The following is a 17,814-nucleotide window of genomic DNA, read 5'->3' as shown; positions in this document are numbered from 1 at the left end:
TCAAATCATCACACTCCAACTTCTCCGATCATTTGCTGTTCGATTTGTTTCATCTCATAAAAATAGCCTTTTTGCCCCATCAACTCCGAATAGGACCCCGTTTCGACTACCCTGCCTTGGTCCATGACCACAATCTGGTCCATCTCTTCCAATCCGGTTAGCCGATGACAAATCAGGAGAAGCGTATCATTAGCCGCCTGTGCGTAGAGATGCTTCAAAACGTGATGCTCTGTCACATAATCCAGCGATGAAGTGGGTTCGTCCAGAAGCCATACCCGTCCTTTGCGGAGCATCACTCGCGCTAGAGCCAGCCGCTGCTTCTCGCCGTCTGACAGATTCTCCCCTTTTTCATACACCATATCGGTCAACGATGTATCGGGCAGCTGCATTTTAGCTAGTACATCCAACAATTGTTCGTCAGTATATTCTTCTCCATTCAGCAGCAGGTTGTCCCTGATCGTTCCCCGGAAAAAATGACTTTGTTGAAACACTACATTAGCCGTTTGCCAAATGCTCGTCTCATCCAGTTCCTTCACCGAAATGCCGTTTAATCGTATATCTCCAGCCGTTGGTGTTCGCAGTTTGAGCAGCAATTCGATAATCGTTGATTTTCCTGACCCACTCGGCCCGACAATCGCCGTTTTGGAGCCAGGTAAAATGTGCAGGGACACATCCCTGAGCGCCGGTCTCCACTCCCCATCATATTGAAACGTAACATCGGATAGTTCCATCGTAACAGCATGATCAACAGACAATGTGCCACTTGGCTGCGAGGACTGCTCATCAAAGGTCTGAACTGTTTCCGTCAGTCGTTTGGCTGCGTGTTCGCTATCCTCTTTATACGCTGGTAATGTGGCCATAGCCGTCGCTTCTTCAAATACGGTTTGTGATGCCATGACCAACATGGCAAGAAATACGCCTGCAAGCGCTCCTTCCATAATTAAATAGGCGCCGAGCGTCAGCACTCCCCAGGAAACGAGAAACGTAACAAAAGTGTGCATCGATTGCCCGCGCAACAAGTGCCCGGCTGCTCGTTGCTGTTCAGTTGCCAATACAGCGGAAGCGTGCTGAAGCTGCTCCTCCCGCTGTGCCAATTGACCGTATACTTTCAAATCCCGGAAACCGTACAACACTTCGGTAACTTCCGTGGACAGCTGCGCCCTCTGCTCACGAACGCGTCCATGTATTCTCCGCTGCCCGAGTAACACAATTCCCGGTACAACGAATGCCGTTATCAGCATACCTAATACAAACAAAACGGCAATCCAGATCGAATAGGTAGAAGTAAACAGCACCGTAGCCAAAAACACCATGACGACCATGATCGGAGGATAAGCGACTCGCAAAAAATAATTTTGCAAACTTTCCACATCCCCAACGATCCGCGCAAGCAGATCCCCGCTTCGATTTTTGTTCAATATACCAGGCGTTAAAGGAATAAGCTTGGCAAAAAAGGATGTACGTACACGGCTAAGCATGGAGAATGTCGCCCGGTGAGAATATAAGCGTTCTCCATAACGACTCGCCGCCCGAAGCAGACCAAGCAGTTTGACCATCGAGGTGAGTACAATTAAAGTATAAAGCGGCGGCGCAAATACCGTTTGCGAAATTAGATACCCGCTCGCAGAAAAGAGTGCCACACCGGCTATGCCGGCGATAAATCCACCCAAAATCGAAAGAATGATATCCTTACGCTCCTGAATCATCGCCTTTGACAGAACGGCCAGTTCATTCATGAGGATATCCCCCCTTTCCGCTCTACATCAATCATCTCGGCATATTGAGGCAGGCGCCCCAGAAGCTCTTCATGCTGTCCGGAGTCCACCAACACGCCATTGTCCATAAACAAAATCTTGTCGGCTTGTTGAATCGTATATAATCGGTGAGCCACCGTAATCATCGTAGCCGTTTTTGCCAGTTTGGCTATGGAGCGTTGCAGTACCCGCTCGGTGTGCAAATCCAGTCCAACTGTTGGTTCATCAAACAAAATGATAGCAGGACGCTTCAAAAAAGCGCGTGCTAAGGCAAGCCGTTGCTTTTCCCCACCAGACAGTCCCCTGCCTCCTTCACCAACAAAGGTATCAAATCCATGCTCCAATTGGGCTGTAAGCGCAGTGAGTCCTGCTTCCTCCCCCGCCCGCTCAATTTCTGCCCTGGAGATGCTCCCACGAGCACCAATCGCAATATTTTCAGAAAATGTGCCTGCAAAAATATACGGATGCTGTGTAATGTAGCTAACATGTTCGAACCATTCAGTTTCATCGTATTGCGAGAGTGGACTTCCATTTACCAGAAGCGTTCCCGATTCTGGTTTCAGCAGACCGGCAATGAGATGGAGCAAAGTTGTTTTACCGGAACCACTTTTACCTACAATCGCAATATGTTCTCCCGGATTAAACTGGATCCGACCCGTCTCAAGCTTGAATGAATCTGGAGCATATTGAAACTGAAGATGATCTATTTCCATGGATGGCGGTACTGAAAGATCATTGGAATTTCCAATTTCCAATTTGCTTCCCCTTTCGACCCTATCCATGCTGTCGATCTCGTTGATTCCAACGGTTGTTAATGCTCCTTCAATGCTATTCGCGTCCCTACTCTCCCCTGCCGGTTCTTCAAGCATCTGTTCCACCTTACGAACCGCACCCATACTTGTCCGGCCACTGTGAAAGGCCGTTCCCGTATTCTTTAACAGGTTGTAAAACTCGGGAACGAGCAACAACACGAGAAAGGCGGTGTGAAACGTCATAGATTTGAAAACGAGCAACTGGATGGCCAGTTCAAGAGCGACAATGCCAATGCTTAGCATCACGATCGATTCCAACATGAAGGTATTCGTAAACGCAATCTTCAAAATGCCCATTGTGGCATCACGGTAACTCAGGCTACTGTGTTCAATTTTCTGTTGCTGACGGTGTGCCCGTCCAAATATTTTCAACGTCACTAGCCCTTGAAGAGAATCCAGAAACGTACCTGAAAACTCGGCCAGCTGCGCATATTTTTCTTCGGATTTGTTCTTCGTTTTCAGCCCTACCAAAATCATGAACAGCGGGATGAAAGGAGCTGTAAATAATAGAATGAAACCTGTGTTGGCATGTTGGATAAATGTAACGACCAAAATCAGAATCGGGATGATAGCAGCTTCCATCATACGCGGCATGTACTGACTGAAATAACTATCAGCCTCATCCACAGCATCCAGAGCAATACTGACCTTGCCTCCCGTCTGTCCACGAAGGGTGGAAGGCATGGAAGCATGGGTTAAGTTTTGCAGCACGGCTGCGCGCATATTTGTCTTGGCAGTGGCAGCCATGCGCAAGCCAACTTTACCGTTCCCATATGACAACAATGTGCGTACAGCCATAACAGCCAGAAGAATGCCGAGCAACATGATAACCGATGAAAATGAAGCTCTCTCCACAAAAATCCGTTGGACTGCTTCAGCAAGCAGTCCAGCCTGACTCACAATAGCTGTACCTAGCCCGAGCGAAAGGATCGCGAGGAGGGGCATATTTTTTCTTTGTGAAGACATTTGTTGAGAAATCAGACTGGATTTCCTCGGCACAGATCACACCTCCTTTATATATAGGCTTGTAGAGAAACCTCAAACACGCCGTAATGGATCAATTAGCTTTATTTTTTCCCTTTTACATAATCCGCATCAAACAGGAAGAGCTTGAAGACCAGAATAAGGGATGGGATCAACAGGCACAGACCGCCGATAAACACAACAACTAACGCTAAGCCCATTGCTGGTGAAGTTGCACTGCTCTGAATCGTGATATACGGATCGAGAATATAAGGGTATTGCCCAATCCCATAAGCGAAAAAGGCACAGAAAAATTGCAGCATGATGCATATGAAAGCTAATCCGTAACGGCGTCCGTTATATATCAGCCACATCGCGATCATGAAGAAAGCAACGGAAAGTGCCAGCAACCACCATAAATCCATCATATTTTGAAAATGCCGCTCATTGTGTTGACCCAAATAGATAAATGCTGTCAGTGCGAGAATTATCGTCGGTGTACTCCAAAACAGGGCGTAGTTCCGCATCAGCTTCAACGCGGAATGATCCTCTGCACGAGATGCGTAAAAAGTCAGAAATGAGCCGCTTATGAACAAAACGGACACGATTGCCAGTCCAACGATGCTCCACGATAACGGATTGGTAAACAGCGCCCAGTAATCCAGAGAAACCGTCTCAGCCTGCTTCACAATAAAGCCGCCTTCAGACAAAGTTAGCGCCACTGACAACGAAGCCGGAATAAGCAGACCTGTAGCTCCGTACAAAAAAAGATAAACTATGTTTTTCTTGGAACCGTAATTTTCAAAAGCATAGAACGAACCGCGAATCGCAAGAAGAACCACTGCAATACTTCCCGGGACAAGCAGCGCGGAGCCATAATAATAGGCTGTGTCTGGAAAAAATCCGACGATGCCAATATAGAAAAAGATAAAAAATACATTTGTGATCTCCCAAACGGGTGATAAATAACGGGAAATCAGACGATTAATGAGATGATCCTGCTTCGTCAAACGTGCATAAAAGGCGAAGAATCCCGCTCCGAAATCAATGGAAGCTATAATTAAATAGCCGTACAAGAACAGCCAGAGCACCGAGATGCCAATTATTTCGTAACTCATCATTCAGTGCCCCCCTTTTCCACAGATTGATTAGGATGTTCCTTCATCCATTTCTCCATCTCAGCTTCTGCCGGATTATTGTTGAACAAACGTCTTAGCACGATTACACACATACTGCCGAGTACGATGTACAAGAGCAATAAGGCGAAGAATATAATTCTTACATTCGGTGAAGTCGTGGCAGCCTCCTCTACACGCATATATCCACGGATAATCCACGGCTGTCGCCCAACCTCTGCATAAAACCAGCCCAGCTCTACAGCTAGAAACGCGAGCGGTGCGATCAGTGCGATGATGCCAAGCATCCACTTGTTAAGCACATTGCGTTTTTTCCAGAACACAAACAGGAAGTACAGGACCGAAATCGCGAGCAGAGCAAATCCGATTCCAGCCATTAAATCAAACAGGTAGTGAACAAGAAGCGGTGGCCATTCTTCCTTGGGGAATTCCTCCAGCCCCGTTACCTCCGCATTAAAGTCTCCAAAGGCCAGGAAGCTGAGCACTTTCGGCAAATGAAGAGCCCCTATCACTTCATGCTCTGCATTCAGCCATCCCATTAGAACCAAGTCCACACCGCTACCCGTCTCAAAATGCCACTCTGCCGCTGCAAGCTTCTCTGGCTGATGCTCGGCCAAAAACTTGGCGGACACATCACCAGCTAACGTGTTCAGCAAGCTGAACAGCAAAACGACCGCCATCATGAGATTCAAGGATTTTTTGTGGTATGCGGACACTCCTTTTCTCAGCATCGCAAAGGCTGCAATCCCGGCTAACAAGGCAGCTCCTGTCAAATAGGCCGAGCTTAATACATGGAACACCTTGGAGAACGTCGCCGTATTCAACATCGCTTGCACCGGATCAATCGCTGTGAATTGGCCCGCTTCCATGACAAAGCCTCCAGGCTGGTTCATGAATCCGTTCACCGTCGTAATAAAAACGGCAGACATGCCTGCCCCGGCGACAATAGGAATCGTCAACAGCCAATGGATATACGGATTTTTAAACCGATCCCACGTATACAAATAAATGCCCAGGAAGATGGCCTCAAAAAAGAACGCGAACACTTCCATGAATAACGGAAGTGCAATAACATTCCCAGCCAGTTTCATAAAATTCGGCCATACCAGGGCTAATTGTAGTGATATGGCTGTACCGGTCACGACACCAACCGCTACAGAAATGACAAATCCCCGAGACCATCTCTTTGCCATAAGTGTATAATGGGGATCCTTTTTGCGGATCCCGATGAACTCTGCAATAGCGATCATTAGCGGTATACCGACGCCAATCGTCGCAAAAATAACGTGGAACCCGAGAGTCAAGCCTGTCACCAGCCTGCTCCATAGCACCGTATCAATTGCCATTCTTTACTGCTCCCTTCAAACGCTGTTCATTTTTCGTCATAACTTGATGCTTGTGATTAGGCCGGCTAATTCTTGGGCTGCATTCAATATCAGGCTTAGCAGGGCTCAGCGACATCGTTGCCTGTTCGTTTTAGTATGACGTTCCTCGTTCTTTGCTATGTAAAAAGAGAAAAAATTCACAAAGCATGAGTTGGCGAGCCTGATTTACCTGATACTGAGCAGTCAAATTAATAACGTGACCTAACGATTAAAATCATCTTATCTTAAATTGCAAGTAATTCAATCACAGATATCTCTTAATCCCTAAACGTTCAAGAAAGGGTCAAATCTTTCTGACAACTCAGTGAATAACACAAAAATAACCCAAAAGAGCTATTGAATCAATAGCGTATATATGATTACACAAGTCTCCTCCTACTTCGATGTTAGAAAAAAAAACGATATTTCCTCATTTTAACCTCTAATATATACCCCCTTTTGCAACAAAAAAACACTGACTCAAATCATCAGTGTTTTTGAATTAAAGCTAATGTCATCTTCGTCATGACAAATCTTTCTCCATTTCATATTGCTCGATGTATACGTCAAGACCAACACTTTGAAGGAAAAGTATAGAATTTGTATCTCTTTTGTCTACATTATTGACGGTGATGATAGAATGTCTCTCTCCCATCCAATGAAATAAGGAACGCCCAAATCCCTGGTTTCTTTTTTCTCGCAAAATACCGAACTGTAGAACTGCTCCGTTGGCCGATTTTATTACCGCGTATCCACAAATCTTATTCTCTTCCCTTATCGTGACCACATCGTATAAATGCGGGTTTCGTAAAATTGCATGAACAGATTGTTCCCAAGAAGGTTCAAAATTCCAATAAGAATGTACCGATGTCCAATCGAATTTTTCCGGTCGAACCATAGTAATGAATGTATGTCTATGATCGTCCGGAAGGGTGACATCAATACGCCCCTTGAAACAAACTAATTCTCTATGAATTTGAAATCCTATGGCGGTATACGCTTTTATAGCTTTATCATTCGTTTGAATCACTTCAAGCAAACACTTTTGAATATGAGCTTCTTTAAGGATGGGAAGAGCATGACGATAAATTTGTTCGACTAGCCGTCTCCCTCTATATAAAGGAACGACTCCTGTACCAGTATTAAATGCAGTACTTTCGCCGTTACGATCCCCGATGCCATGCATAACAAATGCAACCAGCTTCTCTTGATCAAAAGCACCAAACGACATCTGATAATTAACTCCCGCACCTGCAAATTTATCAGCTAAATACTCCGAAGAAACATGAAATGGAATTACATAGTCGGAGAAGGCTTCGTTAAAGCAAGTTGTAAACTCTTGTAATTCAAGATCCTTAACACTTTTGATCAACATGTAGTTTTTTTCTCCTTTTCTTTTGGTACTAAGTTCTTAATCATCCGCCAATCTCCAATTCATCATTTAGTACGGCCATAGAAAAAAGAATACCCATCTGACTTTCCAAGCTTAGTCGTCTCCGTTCCGTCCACTATTTTGACCGCTTTCAGTAACGATATAATTTGTGTATTCATGAGCTTTGCATCAAATTTGCCCATCTCTCTGTCTTCACTATCCACGAGCAGATAGTCGGGCATTGGAATGAAGCCAATCACCGGTATCCCTGCTTCAAATAAAGGCTGACTCTCTCCAAACTCAAACTTGTTATGTCCACGTAATAATACAGTACGTGTGCCGTCGGTCTTTTCAATAGCTTTCAGCCATATGGCCGCCATCATTTCATTCCCCGCATAGGTATATTCTGTACTTATTTTTCCATTTGGTCTATAGTGACCCGTATCATCGTCCTTCCACTCCATACTGCCTAAATGCTCAACCGTAATTCCAGCTACAGCTTTCATATGGCCTTTCTTGCCATCCCAGAGCTCTCGATGCCCCTCCATCCAAGTGGAAGTCGCCTGAGAAGTTCCTTTGAAATCCGGTAATCTAAAATGGCCTGTCACAAAGGTGAAAATCATCGTACGTTCCGGCTGCTCCTGCTGTAAGTAACGAATCATGGACAGCATGCCCACAGCACCATTTTCCTCCACCACATTTATCCCATCCGTATGGGTATTTATGATAATCGCTTCATCTTTATTTTTCCCGTCAATTTTCACATAAAAGGATTCTGTTGGAGCATTTTTTTGTATTTCCGCTTCTAAAATAACCGTACCTTCTTTGTGCTCCTGGGCTGCACGGATCACCTTTTTCCCTTCCGTTTCATTGACCCAGATCGCAGGAATTCCAGCATAATCGGTAGTAAAAGGCACATACTGCTTTTCAACCTTATCGTCGGATACCCCTTTCCAGACAACAACAACAGCTTTCACGCCCCTTTCCTTCGCTTGCTCCAATTTAGCTTCTTTTAAAGCTGTAGTGAGGACTAGATCGCCTTCATTTGGGGCAATTTGGCTTTCCGTTGGAGATGAATCCCGCATGTTCATAACGATCCCACTTGGGAAATTTCTGAAATTCTCAATTTCAATGACAGCAATTTTTCCGCTGGCCTGGTCATACTCACCACGCTTCGTATATACCAGCTCCCCTGTTACCCCATTTTCGTCAGTTTCACCGGAATAAGGAAAAGCTGAAGAGACATGAATTGACTGCTGATCAATCATTAAAGAGCTGTTCTTTTCTTCCCATCGGTCAAAAGTATAGTGATCACGATAAACTTTCAGCCCCATATCTGTTACCTGTTGCTCCAGCCATGAAATAAATTGATTATGACCCTCAGAGCCGGTTGTACGGCTTCCAAAAGAATTCATTACTTCAATATCCTTCAGCATCACTGCTGCAGAATCCAATTTTCGTTCATCGATCGTCACAGCCGCATCAGCTGCTAATGCCACAGGTGTTGTAATAGGTTTTGCATAGATTCCAATACCCCAAAGTGCAATAACGATAAGAGCAGCAATGCTGAATAACACTTTACGAACCACTGTAAATGGAGTGACTCTTCTGCTCACTTTTTGCCCAAAGAGTCCTCTCCATATGCCCGCTACGATCAGCAGCAAGATAGAAAGCGCAAGCAGCCAAAATTCTAATGTTAGTAAGAACAACCCTTCTGCCACCATCGCACTAATTAACACCACATGTAACTTCTCACGCTTCTTTAAAAGTAAAAAGGAGATGCCTAATTCCGCTAACAAAAGGATAATGGTCACTATCGAGATAACTGTTTCTTTGCCAATAAATACCGTAGCACAGAGTGCTAGGATCAAAAGCAGCACCGCTGACAATCGTCTATATAAGTTTTCTAACATGACGCCCTCCCATTTTATCTACTACTATTTTGACATTACATTTGTAATGCCTTATGGTTTTAGCATATTGAAAAGACTCATGAAAAACAATAAAACGAACACCAGAATGTACAAACGGAGGGGAAATGTCATCTCAAATCATGAATTATACAGTCCAAATACCTCTCAGCATAGTTCCAATAAAGAAACCAACCGTTTGACAAGAGAAGCCATCTGCACGGCATTAGTCTTCTTGATCCAGGAACAGCCTTTTAACAAAATCACCATCACCGATATTGTGAAGCGTGCAGGGGTCTCTCGGACGGCCTATTACAACAACTATTCCTCCAAGCAAGAAATCCTGGTGGATTTGGTCGATTCGCTTATTTTCGAAATTAATCAAAAACTCTTGCCTTACACCAATGAAATAACAGGCAAAGCCAATGAACCTCGAAAATTCATCAAAGTTCTTTTTGAAGTTATTTTTCAACAGCGTAACATCTACAAAGCACTTCAAAGCGCAAAGTTTGATCATGTGATTCTGGATTGCTTGAATGAAATGATGCTCTCTACTGCTCACGACAAAAGCGATGAGAATGTGTACCGAATATACTTTAAAGCGGGGGCCCTCTATAATGTTCTCCTCAAATGGATACAATCCGACTTTGCAAAATCCATTGACGATATGACCAAAATTTGTCTTGATGTATACCATACGCCAATGTCACAGGAATAAGTGGTAGAATCAGCAAAAAAAACGTTCACTCATCATTCGATGGGTGAACGTTTTTTTACACTCTGTAACGCAATGGGCATAATGAGGTGTACTAAGAGTGCCTTTAGCTTACTGGCATCAGGTCGTGCTCATATCCTGTTGACGATATGAACACTATCCCCAATCTCTTCCATTGAAAAAAAACAAGGCCGTTCAAAGCTCACTGTATTGGGTTGGTGAATGGTAAGCATTAACTCGTCTTGCCAGGTATAAAACAGCATCCCGTGCCCTCCGTCCTGTGCGAACAGCGGTTGAGGGTCATGAATCCAAGGTCCATGGATATGACCATTTTGCGATCTAGCAAGCCCGATTGCATATCCTGAGCTTGAGTAGCTTGACCACAGGAGCAGCAGTTTCCCGCTTAGCGTTCGATGCAAGAAAGGTCCATCTGTGACATAGTTTTCACCTGAATGAACAATAACATCCCCTGTATTAGATACGCTCCAGCCTGATTGTGATGCCGTAAACATATACTGCGGCGGTGCTAAGGCATGACGTAAATCGATGGATAACGGCATGCAGCAAATCGCACCATCTGATATTTGAGTCCATTCATGCGAGAAGACTATCCACGGTTGTTGATCTTCATCGATATGCAAGGTCCCATCCAGGCATTCCCAGTCCGGTGGTGTGATCGGTGTTTCACTGATGGGAACGAACGGACCCAAAGGTGTTTGCGCTTTTAGAATATGAACGCCACGTGGCTTGTTTTCTGCCTTGAAGCTAGCGAGCATGTAATATGCATCCTGGTATAGATGTACCTCTGGTGCCCAGAATTGTTGATCTGCCCAAAATCCAGGTGGTGGCGTAAACACGGAATACGGTCCTTCCCATTCCTCTAAATCATGACTTCGATAGGCTTGAAACCCTTGAGCCTTTCCAGTCCAAGGATTTGCATCGGTCGTTCCGTAAAGATAATATAGCTGCTCCTCGTCCACACGCAAAATAAACGGATCCCTTATTTGAATATGTGTCGTATGCATATGATGTTCTCCTTATCTATCGTATTCATATCGCTAGTGGTTCAATCTATGAAAGTAATCTCAGGTGTCCACTTGGTCGAATCGTAGTCGGTTGTTCCACGCTTATCCACCCGAAACGATATCACATCGCCTTTATCCAAGATCGTAGAGGCCGCTGTTTGATGTCCCATATTGTCATTATACTCAAGAACTTGCCACTGACCATTGGAAGGCCAAATCATTTGGTTGTTCTTCCAAATGCTTACCGTCACCCCATCTCCACCATTAACGACCGATTTCTTAACGATCCCGTTAATCTCGATCTTCCCTGCACGTGGAGACACCCAATCTAACAGAATCTGCGTTACATCCGGATGAAAATAGAGCTCTCCATCCGCTTTCCATATCGCATCCCAAGCTTTTGGACCGCGCCAATGCATTGAACCATCTAAATTCCATACCATCTCCCTTGTACCTACACCTGCCTGCCAAGTTCGATAAAACCAATGGTTCACTCCCTGTTCCAAGGAAAACTGTTCAGCCGCATGATGAGTGGAACCATCAGGGAGTATCGGGCCGTCTGTCGTGATTCCATTTGGGTTCTCCGATGAATACAACTCCAGATTACGTGCAAATGAATTGACTCTGAAATATGCATCTTGGAAGGCTGATACGAATTGATCGCCTATTTGGATATTTTCAAATGTAATGTTTTCAATAAGGTGTGCTGCATCTCTACCATAAATACGAATCTCGTTCGAACCATCCGACATCGATGTTATATTTTTATAATGAACGTTGCGGATGACTCCAGGCCATTGCCAGTTTCCTGGTAAACTACCGAACCAGAAATCGTCTTCCATTGTAATATTAATGAGACGTTTGGCTTTCTCCACACGGATATCTTCGAACGTGATATTCTGGATCGTAGTCGCATTCAGCGCGCATATATTGATTGCCGCCCGCTCTGTAAGCTGATCCGGGTAATTGATATCATCAAAATTTCGTAAGATATCGATATTTTGAAATTTGATATTGTCAAAGGTACTTGCTAGTGTTTCCGCCCCGATACCGATGGCATTGTTCGCATCACTCCAGAGCTGAGAATTTTGATATGTTATATTGTAGGTCGGTGGTGATGTTGCAGGATCCACAGCAGGATCATAGCCTGCATTACCTGTACCTTTGATCGCTACGCTGTCATCACTCGTATGAATAAAAGCATGGTCAAACAATACATCATGACTGTTTGCGATATTAAAGCCATCCGACGAAGCATAACGCGCATTAATCGCTTTGTAATTAAGCACATCTACTTGTGAGGACTTCCACATAAAAGCCGTCCACGCATTTTGGTCACGTGCTACGATCAGGTCGCGAATTTCTACATTTTTGCTATTTTTCAAAGCAAGTGCGACTTCGTCAAACCCATCACCGTTCACGTAATCGTTCAGCAATATGCCACGTCCTCGTATCGTTACATTCTCAGAACCCTGCACGAGAAAGCGACCTCGCACAATAGCGCCTCCTGAAATATATACAGTCTGACCTGAAGTGATTTGTACGGGTCCTTGCGCAGACAGATCATAGTATCCAGGTGGGTAATAGATCACATGGCTATCCTGCATCAAAGGGATATTGGTTTCAGATGAACGAACAAATAAATGTAGTACACGACCGTTATAATCGCCATCCAGCAGTAACGTTACGTCGGTGTCAGGATTGACTTGTACAGATACGCTATTACCATTCCGTGTCCCTGAAAGCCCGAGCGATTGTGGAAGTAACTGATAGGATTTAAAAGAAAAATGTACGTTGATATTCACAGTGGTCAAACCCGAAGTATCCAATGCTGCATAGGAGACCTTGTTGCCCCACGCGTTTTCTCCAGAAACATATACAGGAACAGATGTATTCCCCGCAGTTATCGTAAAATCAGAAGAAACATATTTTGACGGTAGACCACTTGGTACAGGGTAGGCCGTAACAATAGTATCTTCCGACGTCTGTGCGTAGCCAGCTGGTATGTTCGCGCTAAACAATACAATGAACGACAAAGAAAAAAACAGTACAAAAACAGCTCTAGGTAAATGAAACTTAGGATGAGCCATGATGATCCTTCCTTTCTTTGATGTGTATGTTGTTTACGTATGGATTTGTTTCTAGCCACAGTGTATCTGACGTGTGAGCAATGCCATCAGGTGTGTAGATGTGATCAAATAATATATCCTCTACCCGATGTTCTTCATCATAGCCCCATAACCTAACCGGTGCATTGGACGGTATACGTATATTTCGAAAACAAACCCTTTTGATTTGACCTGCATCGTTGTCGGTTGACCAGCGGTCGCGCATCAAAATGCAGTTCACCGCACTGGAATCCTCCTGGTGAATCGTAATATCTTCAAACAGAATATCGGATATGGTACCACTGTCACAAAGCGCGATACACAACGCACCCAATTCATACGCCCAGCGAGCAAAGCTGTGGAATACCGTACAATGGCGGAATGTCACGTTTCGAATATCACTCTTTGATTCCCCTGCAATGCCAAGTCCTCGTACTTTGTCATTCCACACCTCACAGTACTCTACGACAATATCATCACCACCTAGGGTCGGAGCCGGTAACATTGCTTTCACGCAAATCGCATCGTCACCCGTACGAACAAAGCAATGACGAACGCGAACATGTTGAGAACTGACGATATCAATGCCATCACTATTCTCGCGATAGCCAAACAAGGAAAGATGTTCGAATAATACATTCTTACAATGGAACGCCTCTACAGTCCAATGCGCAGCTCCAACCAGGATCGGCCCATCAACGATAACGTCTTCACAATCTGTAAAACACATCGTCCGGCGCGCATGCCAATCTAGTGCTGATGTATCAATGATCCCGCGTCCCAGTATACGAATACCTTGTTTGCCTTTAGCGAAGATAAAATCGTTGAAATTCGGCTTGCCAGCCCAATCAACACCCAGGATAGGTACCTCATCATTTTGAGGTGGAACAGCTCTTAATATAGCGCCTCCAGCGATATAAACCGTTTGATGATCACAAAGTTCCAAGTAACTAACCTCATGCACGCCCGGTCCAAAATATAGAACATGAGGTGATGCCAGATCGGGTATGCGGTTTTCAGGTGGCATTACAAAAATCGATAGAGGCGTATGGACCCGTCCGTTCACTTCCACAAGCAAATGACATGCTCCAACGTCGGAACAATGAACCTGATTCTCCTCAACACGATAGGTAACACCTTGGTCTTGTGAAAACACCGTCGCAGAGTGAAGTTTCCCTTGAAAAGTCATGCATAAATCTATGGCGACGTCATCGCCTAGTAGCTCGATGGTACAAAAGCTGTGCGGACCACCAGACGTGACGGGTACTGCATATACAGGCACCTTTTGATCGTGCACATGAACATCCCAATCCAGAGAAAGTGCTAGACTATCAGAATACGCATTGTAAGCGTCAGCGCCACGACGCATAAAATCTAACCGATTCTTAATGGGCTCAATTTGTGATGGCACTTCGAAAATGCGAAATGCTGTTTCCATACTCAAACTCATCCTTTCACTGCCCCAGCCGTCATCCCCGAAATAATCTGCTTTTGGGCAAGAAAATAAACGATAACAACGGGAAGCGATATGATAATGACATTCGCGAACACAAGATTCCAATCCGAGCTGTGCACACCGAAAAAGTTAAAGATCGTAAGCGTTAATGTGAAATTTTTGGTACTGTTCAAAAAATAGATCGTTGTTCCAAAGTCATTCCAAATCGCCATAAAGGTAATGATAAAAAGCGTGACTGTGATGGGTTGAAGCAACGGAAAAATTATTTTGAAAAACAGCTTTATTGGATCACAACCGTCGAGTATTGCAGATTCATCAATTTCTGCCGGAATACTTTTACAGAAGCCCATATATAGAAACACGCCCATGGGAATATTCGCTGCAATCAAGACGAGAGCAGCTGCAGTGAACGATGAAATATTTAAGTAGTGACAGATGAAATACGTAGGAATGATCTGCCCTGGGATAAAAAGACCTAGAATAATGAGTGAAGACATGATCGATGATACCCTATGTTTGCGTCGCTGCAGCACAAACCCGGTCATTGCACACAAAATGATGATTATAAGAACACTCGGTACGGTGAGGAGCATGCTGTTTTTAAACGCTGTCCAAATCCCGCCCTCTTTGAACATCGTTATATAATTTGACATCGCTTGCCATTGCGATGGAAAATGCAAGTTAATCAACGCAGCATCCTCTTTATTCTTAAACGAGTTGACAAGGATCATATAGAATGGAATGATGACGACAAGACTGAACAAAAGTCCGAGTGCTTCAACTCCCCAGCGTCCTTTTTTTCGCTGTATCACATTTCCACCTCCTTGTTGGACAAAAACTTATACACTGGCAATACAACAAGAAGCACGACGACACACAAGATGATACTTGCTGCAGAACCCTCGCCGTAGCGGCCGCTACCAAATGATTTGTACACGAGTGTACCAAACACTTCGGTTGCTGAACCAGGCCCTCCTTGCGTCACGGACTGTACAATATCGAACGCTTTTAGCCCACCAATTAGATTAACGACCATTGCATTCGTAAAGGCTGGCATAATCAGTGGGAAGGTCACATATTTAAATTTCATCCATGCCGTTGCACCATCAATTTCTGCCGCCTCGTAATAACTTTCAGGAATGGTCTGCAGTCCTGCAAGTAAGATCACCATCGTAAAGCCTGTCCATTTCCATACCTCAATGAACGCGACGGAGAAAATAGCGATTTGTGGATTCGTCAGCCAATGTTGTGCCAATACATCCAGCCCAATGGTGTCCAAAAAGATATTCATGATACCACGCGTCGGATGCATGATCGCTGTAAAAATAATACCCACAGCAACACTGCTAAGGATAGCAGGCAAGAAAAACACCGTACGAAGAAAATTGGTTGTTCTAAGTTTGTTATTTAAGAACACAGCCAATAACATACCAAGTACGACTTTTAATGCTGTGGTGACAAAGGCAAATATAAATGAATTTTTAATCGCAATATTCAGATAACTGTCCGTAAACACATTGATATAATTCTGCAACCCCGCGAAGGAGGCTGCAGAAAATTCAAAGCTACGTATATTTAAAAAAGAGAATCCAAATCCCATCATGGAAGGCAGTAAAAAGAACAATCCATAGATCACAAAACATGGGATAACCATCCAGTAAGCATAGATATTTTTGAGTTGTTTTGGCATTAGATCACCCATTTCAAGTATTTCAATATCAGTTAAGTTAAGTTTATTTCCAGTTCGGATCTTGGGCTGCTGTTGCGTTTCTCGCGGTTTCTTCATCCATTGCTTTGAGAACTTGATCTACGGTTTTAGAGCCCACGTAATAATCTTGTAGAAACTTGTCGTAAGAGCCGTAACCATAGTTATTTCCTGTTCCTTGCCATAATGCTATACTCTTACCTTCTTTCATCAGATTTAAGAGATCTTGGTGTCCTGGTGAAAGATTCACTTTTACATTTTTATTAATATAAATACCTGGTTGAGCATCAGCATAAATTTGCTGTCCTTTGGTAGAGCTAATAAAATTAATCACTTTCTTCGCAGTGTCAACATCTTTTGCGCTGGTCGTAATATGAAGGGAGGCTGGCAACGAAGAGTCCGTGAAATTTTCACTCTCATCATACAAAGGCAATGCAAACGCCCCGATATCCTGTACTGCATCCGGATACTTACTTGAAATTTCATCAATCACCCAAGTTGCATTGACATACATTCCAGCATCGCCCTGTGCCAAAGCGGTCTGAGCCATATCGTATGTATCCGATAGGTAAGTTTCATTAACATAGCCTTTATCTATCATTTCTTTAGACTTTGCTATGGCATCAGCAAAATGTTTATTTTCCGCATAATTACGTTTGTTCGTATTCATTTCACCCCAAAATTGGCTATATGATTTTCCACTTTCAAATACTTCTTTATTAAATCCAAAATGTGTGAAGGACTGAAGTGTCCATGCATCCTTACCGGAATAATAAAGAGGTATTTTTTGGATCGTTTTTATCTTTTCAGAAGCAGCTAGAAATTGCTCCCAGTTCGTAGGGATTTCTGTGATACCCGCTTCTTCGAATACTTTTTTGTTGTAAAACACACCTAATAGGTTGGTTGTATCGATTGGCATGCCGTATAGTTTACCATCGTAGCGATATCCACCTTCTTCAAGTGTAGCCGCGTCATACTCCGATTCACTAGAAAGTGAGCCCATATCCACGATTTTATCCAGTGCGTTTACCTGTGTATCAATCCACTTTGCGCCATAAGTTTGAATAATGTCTGGTAAATCTCCTGTGGCAAACCGTGCTTTGACCACATCTTCGCCTTGAGAGCCTCCTGCTATTTTTTGAATATCCAATTTAAATCCAAGCTCCTGAGAGTTTTCATTGACATAGCTTTCAAGCGCTTTCCATCCATCCTTATACCATTCTGTAAATGTAAGAACGGTAACAGTTTTCACATCATTTGTTGCGTTTGGACTAGGATCCGATGATTTGGATGAATGAGCCCCCTGCTGTCCGCAACCAACCATGGATAGCGCCATGACGGATGTAAGCAGAATCACAAACATTTTTTTGGATTTCATTTTGTAACCTCCCTTATGTAATGTACTTTCATCTTATCAGCATCTGTCATGCGAGGAATTGTTCTTTTTTAAACTGAACTGTCCTTTTTTAACAGATTTTCGCGTTCTTCTCTACC

The 17,814-nt window shown here is 43.9% G+C and carries 13 protein-coding genes; 1 reads left to right on the top strand and 12 read right to left on the bottom strand.

What is annotated here, in order from left to right; genetic code table 11:
* Positions 1-8 precede the first annotated feature (8 nt).
* The 6 genes from cydC to PAENI_RS14180 form a co-directional block, all read right to left on the bottom strand.
* Entirely contained in the window at positions 9-1,736 is a 1,728-nt protein-coding gene (cydC, locus tag PAENI_RS14205) for a thiol reductant ABC exporter subunit CydC (protein ID WP_149645733.1), read from the bottom strand.
* On the bottom strand, positions 1,733-3,532 hold the full coding sequence (gene cydD, locus PAENI_RS14200) for a thiol reductant ABC exporter subunit CydD (protein ID WP_410477469.1): 1,800 nt from the start codon (positions 3,530-3,532) through the stop codon (positions 1,733-1,735). Before cydD ends, cydC begins: the two co-directional genes overlap by 4 nt.
* 101 nt (positions 3,533-3,633) lie before the next feature.
* Positions 3,634-4,650, bottom strand: a complete 1,017-nt coding sequence (locus PAENI_RS14195; RefSeq protein WP_149645731.1) for a cytochrome d ubiquinol oxidase subunit II — start codon at positions 4,648-4,650, stop codon at positions 3,634-3,636.
* Positions 4,647-6,011: a cytochrome ubiquinol oxidase subunit I gene (locus tag PAENI_RS14190; protein ID WP_149645730.1), complete on the bottom strand. Its 1,365-nt coding sequence runs from the start codon at positions 6,009-6,011 to the stop codon at positions 4,647-4,649. Before PAENI_RS14190 ends, PAENI_RS14195 begins: the two co-directional genes overlap by 4 nt.
* 541 nt (positions 6,012-6,552) lie before the next feature.
* Positions 6,553-7,404 carry a GNAT family N-acetyltransferase gene (locus tag PAENI_RS14185; protein ID WP_149645729.1) on the bottom strand — a complete coding sequence of 284 codons (852 nt, stop codon included), beginning with the start codon at positions 7,402-7,404 and terminating at the stop codon, positions 6,553-6,555.
* 62 nt (positions 7,405-7,466) lie between these two features.
* Positions 7,467-9,314, bottom strand: a complete 1,848-nt coding sequence (locus PAENI_RS14180) for a zinc-binding metallopeptidase family protein (RefSeq protein ID WP_149645728.1) — start codon at positions 9,312-9,314, stop codon at positions 7,467-7,469.
* 106 nt (positions 9,315-9,420) lie between these two features.
* On the opposite strand from PAENI_RS14180, the gene PAENI_RS31825 reads away from it, so the two are divergent.
* A complete protein-coding gene (locus PAENI_RS31825) occupies positions 9,421-10,029 on the top strand; it encodes a TetR/AcrR family transcriptional regulator (protein ID WP_223178951.1) in 609 nt (202 codons plus the stop codon).
* A gap of 128 nt (positions 10,030-10,157) precedes the next feature.
* Here PAENI_RS31825 and PAENI_RS14170 read toward each other — a convergent pair whose 3' ends face one another.
* Genes PAENI_RS14170 through PAENI_RS14145 form a run of 6 tightly spaced genes read right to left on the bottom strand, consistent with a single transcriptional unit; the run spans position 10,158 to position 17,698 of the window.
* Positions 10,158-11,051 carry a glycoside hydrolase family 43 protein gene (locus tag PAENI_RS14170; RefSeq protein WP_149645727.1) on the bottom strand — a complete coding sequence of 298 codons (894 nt, stop codon included), beginning with the start codon at positions 11,049-11,051 and terminating at the stop codon, positions 10,158-10,160.
* Positions 11,052-11,092: 41 nt separating this feature from the next.
* Positions 11,093-13,141 carry a glycoside hydrolase family protein gene (locus tag PAENI_RS14165; RefSeq protein WP_149645726.1) on the bottom strand — a complete coding sequence of 683 codons (2,049 nt, stop codon included), beginning with the start codon at positions 13,139-13,141 and terminating at the stop codon, positions 11,093-11,095.
* Entirely contained in the window at positions 13,128-14,597 is a 1,470-nt protein-coding gene (locus tag PAENI_RS14160) for a glycosyl hydrolase family 28 protein (protein ID WP_188114567.1), read from the bottom strand. The genes PAENI_RS14165 and PAENI_RS14160 overlap by 14 nt, the downstream gene beginning before the upstream one ends.
* An 8-nt stretch (positions 14,598-14,605) precedes the next feature.
* Positions 14,606-15,427, bottom strand: a complete 822-nt coding sequence (locus PAENI_RS14155; RefSeq protein WP_223178950.1) for a carbohydrate ABC transporter permease — start codon at positions 15,425-15,427, stop codon at positions 14,606-14,608.
* Positions 15,424-16,401 (bottom strand): carbohydrate ABC transporter permease, encoded by a 978-nt coding sequence (locus PAENI_RS14150; RefSeq protein ID WP_223178949.1) that lies wholly within the window; start codon positions 16,399-16,401, stop codon positions 15,424-15,426. Before PAENI_RS14150 ends, PAENI_RS14155 begins: the two co-directional genes overlap by 4 nt.
* Complete coding sequence (locus tag PAENI_RS14145) at positions 16,349-17,698, bottom strand: ABC transporter substrate-binding protein (protein WP_149645723.1); 1,350 nt, start codon at positions 17,696-17,698, stop codon at positions 16,349-16,351. Before PAENI_RS14145 ends, PAENI_RS14150 begins: the two co-directional genes overlap by 53 nt.
* Positions 17,699-17,814 lie beyond the last annotated feature (116 nt).

The organism is Paenibacillus sp. B2(2019) (assembly GCF_008370385.1).
In the GTDB taxonomy this organism is placed as follows: Bacteria; Bacillota; Bacilli; order Paenibacillales; family Paenibacillaceae; genus Paenibacillus_AQ.
Note: the sequence above shows the minus strand (reverse complement) of the source record. Positions and strands in the feature narration are given on the sequence as shown.

What these genes read in the sequence shown, in the direction of transcription:
- PAENI_RS14165 (WP_149645726.1), bottom strand. Translation starts at nt 13,141, where the DNA reads ATGGCTCATCCTAAGTTTCATTTACCTAGAGCTGTTTTTGTACTGTTT.
- PAENI_RS14150 (WP_223178949.1), bottom strand. Translation starts at nt 16,401, where the DNA reads ATGAAGAAACCGCGAGAAACGCAACAGCAGCCCAAGATCCGAACTGGA.
- PAENI_RS14145 (WP_149645723.1), bottom strand. Translation starts at nt 17,698, where the DNA reads ATGAAATCCAAAAAAATGTTTGTGATTCTGCTTACATCCGTCATGGCG.
- PAENI_RS14170 (WP_149645727.1), bottom strand. Translation starts at nt 11,051, where the DNA reads ATGCATACGACACATATTCAAATAAGGGATCCGTTTATTTTGCGTGTG.
- PAENI_RS14180 (WP_149645728.1), bottom strand. Translation starts at nt 9,314, where the DNA reads ATGTTAGAAAACTTATATAGACGATTGTCAGCGGTGCTGCTTTTGATC.
- PAENI_RS31825 (WP_223178951.1), top strand. Translation starts at nt 9,421, where the DNA reads ATGTACAAACGGAGGGGAAATGTCATCTCAAATCATGAATTATACAGT.
- PAENI_RS14190 (WP_149645730.1), bottom strand. Translation starts at nt 6,011, where the DNA reads ATGGCAATTGATACGGTGCTATGGAGCAGGCTGGTGACAGGCTTGACT.
- PAENI_RS14185 (WP_149645729.1), bottom strand. Translation starts at nt 7,404, where the DNA reads ATGTTGATCAAAAGTGTTAAGGATCTTGAATTACAAGAGTTTACAACT.
- PAENI_RS14195 (WP_149645731.1), bottom strand. Translation starts at nt 4,650, where the DNA reads ATGATGAGTTACGAAATAATTGGCATCTCGGTGCTCTGGCTGTTCTTG.
- PAENI_RS14160 (WP_188114567.1), bottom strand. Translation starts at nt 14,597, where the DNA reads ATGGAAACAGCATTTCGCATTTTCGAAGTGCCATCACAAATTGAGCCC.
- cydD (WP_410477469.1), bottom strand. Translation starts at nt 3,532, where the DNA reads ATGTCTTCACAAAGAAAAAATATGCCCCTCCTCGCGATCCTTTCGCTC.
- cydC (WP_149645733.1), bottom strand. Translation starts at nt 1,736, where the DNA reads ATGAATGAACTGGCCGTTCTGTCAAAGGCGATGATTCAGGAGCGTAAG.